The sequence below is a fragment of the uncultured Mycobacterium sp. genome, assembly GCF_964249325.1.
Lineage (GTDB): Bacteria > Actinomycetota > Actinomycetes > Mycobacteriales > Mycobacteriaceae > Mycobacterium.
In genome coordinates, this window is sequence record NZ_CAXUCH010000004.1 from 26,923 (window position 1) to 29,404 (window position 2,482).

General features: G+C 65.8%; 2 protein-coding genes and 1 pseudogene (1 of these 3 cut by a window edge). 1 reads left to right on the forward strand and 2 read right to left on the reverse strand.

Going from position 1 to position 2,482, the window contains the following annotated elements; all coding sequences use genetic code 11:
- Positions 1 to 110: 110 nt before the first annotated feature.
- A complete protein-coding gene (locus ACFE99_RS01240) occupies positions 111 to 674 on the reverse strand; it encodes a TetR/AcrR family transcriptional regulator (RefSeq protein WP_375481649.1) in 564 nt (187 codons plus the stop codon).
- A 100-nt stretch (positions 675 to 774) separates the two neighbouring features.
- On the opposite strand from ACFE99_RS01240, the gene ACFE99_RS01245 reads away from it, so the two are divergent.
- Positions 775 to 1,221, forward strand: coding sequence for a hypothetical protein (locus ACFE99_RS01245; protein WP_375481652.1), 447 nt, complete (start codon positions 775 to 777; stop codon positions 1,219 to 1,221).
- Here the strand turns inward: ACFE99_RS01245 and ACFE99_RS01250 are convergent.
- A pseudogene (locus tag ACFE99_RS01250) lies at positions 1,150 to 2,482 on the reverse strand (S9 family peptidase) (it continues 818 nt past the right edge of the window). The gene ACFE99_RS01245 and the pseudogene ACFE99_RS01250 overlap by 72 nt on opposite strands.

Below are 2,482 nucleotides of genomic sequence, written 5' to 3' on the forward strand. Positions count from 1 at the left end.
CTTAGGTCGATGGCGGCGACCCGCTGCGCCCGGCTTCGCCGCGCTTGCGATCGCCTTAGGTCGATGGCGGCGACCCGCTGCGCCCGGCTTCGCCGCGCTTGCGATCGCCGCTAACCCTCGAGGAGCATCCGGGCGATCCGCTCGACCGTGATCATCGGATCGACGGCCTTCACGCGCGCGTTCACCGCATCGTTGAGCCATAGCGTCACAAACCCGTGCACCAGCGACCATGCCGCCAGTTCGGCGCCACCCGGGTCGGCGTGGGCCTTCGCGTCGCGCAGCGTCGCCACGCCTCGCGAAAGTTCTGCTCCCGCGGCGGCTTCCGCGGTGGCCAATTCGGTGTCAGATACGTCGAGCAGCGACTTGTCGAACATCACCCGGTAATGGCCCGGATGCTCCAGGGCAAACCGCACATAGGCCAGCGCCGCGTCGACGAACTGCGGCCGCGCGTCGGTGAGGGCTGCGGCCAGCATGTAAAAACCCTCGGTGGCCAGCGCGGTGAACAAGCCGCGCCGATCGGTGAAGTGGTGTGCGGGCGCGGCATGCGAGACACCGGCTTCGCGGGCCAACTCCCGCAACGACACCCGGTCAGCGCCGCGCTCGGCGACCAGGCGTGCGGCCTGCGTCAAGATCACGGCCCGCAAGTCGCCGTGGTGGTAGCTAGGACGGCTCACGCTCACCACGATAGCCGACCATCTTGACAGTGACTAGATCGTCGGCTACTCTCAGCGCACCCCTTTCCAAACTTGTCATTGTCTAGATTGGAAAACAAAGATGGCTCCGCTGATCACCCTCGTACTGGCCAGCATCGTCGCCCGCGTCGTGGGCTGGGCCGGCGTCGGCTATGTCGGCAGTTGGCCGAAAGCGATCGCGATCGGCCTGGCGGCGATGTTCGTGCTGACGGGCGTGGCGCATTTCGTACCGCCGCTGCGCCGCGACCTGATCGCGATCGTGCCGCCTCGCCTGCCCGCGCCGGGACTGCTGGTCAGCGTCACCGGTGTGCTCGAATTCGCCGGCGCCACGGGTTTGTTGGTGCCGACTACTCGGGTGGTCGCTGCGGTATGCCTGCTGGTGCTGATGCTGGCGATGTTCCCGGCCAATATCTATGCATCGGGAATGCCCAATCCGCCCAAGTCGATGACGACGCGACTACCCCTGCGCACCGCTCACGAGGTCGTCTACCTGGCCGCTGCCGTAGTGGTCGCGATCGGCGGCAGCTAGCAGCCATGCGTACTGGAAGGCCACCTCTTTCCAGCGCTCGTAACGTCCGCTGATACCACCATGGCCGGCGCTCATCTGAGTCTTCAGCAACACCGGGCTGGCGTCGGTCTTGGTGTGGCGCAACGCCGCCACCCACTTCGCAGGCTCGACGTAGTACACCCTGGTGTCGTTGAGTGACGTCATCGCCAGGATCGCCGGATATCGCTGGGCAGTGACGTTTTCGTACGGCGCATAGGATTTCAGGTAGAAGTAGACATCCTTGTCGCGCAACGGGTTTCCCCATTCGTCCCACTCGGTGACAGTGAGCGGCAGCGACGGATCAAGCAGCGTAGTCAGCGGGTCGACGAAGGGCACCTGCGCCAGTATGCCGGCGAAGAGTTCCGGCGCCATATTCGCGACGGCACCCACCAGCAGTCCGCCGGCGCTGCCGCCCAACGCGACCAGGTTCTGCGGTCGGGTCAGTCCCGCGTCCACCAAATGCTTGGCGACGGCGACGAAGTCGGTGAAAGTGTTCTTCTTCTCCAGCAGCTTGCCGTGCTCATACCACAGCCGACCCATTTCGCCGCCGCCGCGGACGTGGGCGATGACGAAGACCATGCCGCGGTCCAGCAGCGACAGTCGGGCGATGGAAAACCGCGGATCCTCGCATATCTCGTAGGCGCCGTAGCCGTACACCAGGGTGGCCGCCGGGACTTCGATGCCGTCGCGGTAGACGATCGACACCGGGATCCGAGTTCCGTCGGCCGCGAGCGCCCAGTCCCGACGTTCGACGTACTCGTCGCGGCGGTAGCCGCCGAGCACCGGCTGCTCGCGCAGCAGCGTACGCTCACCGGTGACGAAGTCCACGTCGTAGATCTGCACCGGCGTCAGAAACGATCCCGCTCCGATCCGCAGTTTCGGCGAGTCCCAGCTCGGGTTGGGGCCCAGTCCAGCTGCCATCAGCTCGGAGTCGAACGAGATTTCCTCTGGCACACCGTAGCCGCCCTCGGTGAGGATCGGCCACAGCTGGATCCGCGGCAACGCCTCCCGCCGGTAGCTGACCACGAGATGGCCGGCGAAGGCATCCACCGCGTCGAGCCGCACGTCGTCGCGGTGCGCGATCAATGTGCGCTGGGCGCTGGTGTCGCTGACCGGCGCCTCGACAAGCGTGAAGTTGACCGCGCCGTCGTTGTGCAAGATCAAAAACCGGTTTTGGCCGCCGACGACCGCATGCTCAACCGAATACTCCACGCCGTCACGCCGCGGCAACACGGTGACAAAC

What these genes read in the sequence shown, in the direction of transcription:
- ACFE99_RS01245 (WP_375481652.1), top strand. Translation starts at nt 775, where the DNA reads ATGGCTCCGCTGATCACCCTCGTACTGGCCAGCATCGTCGCCCGCGTC.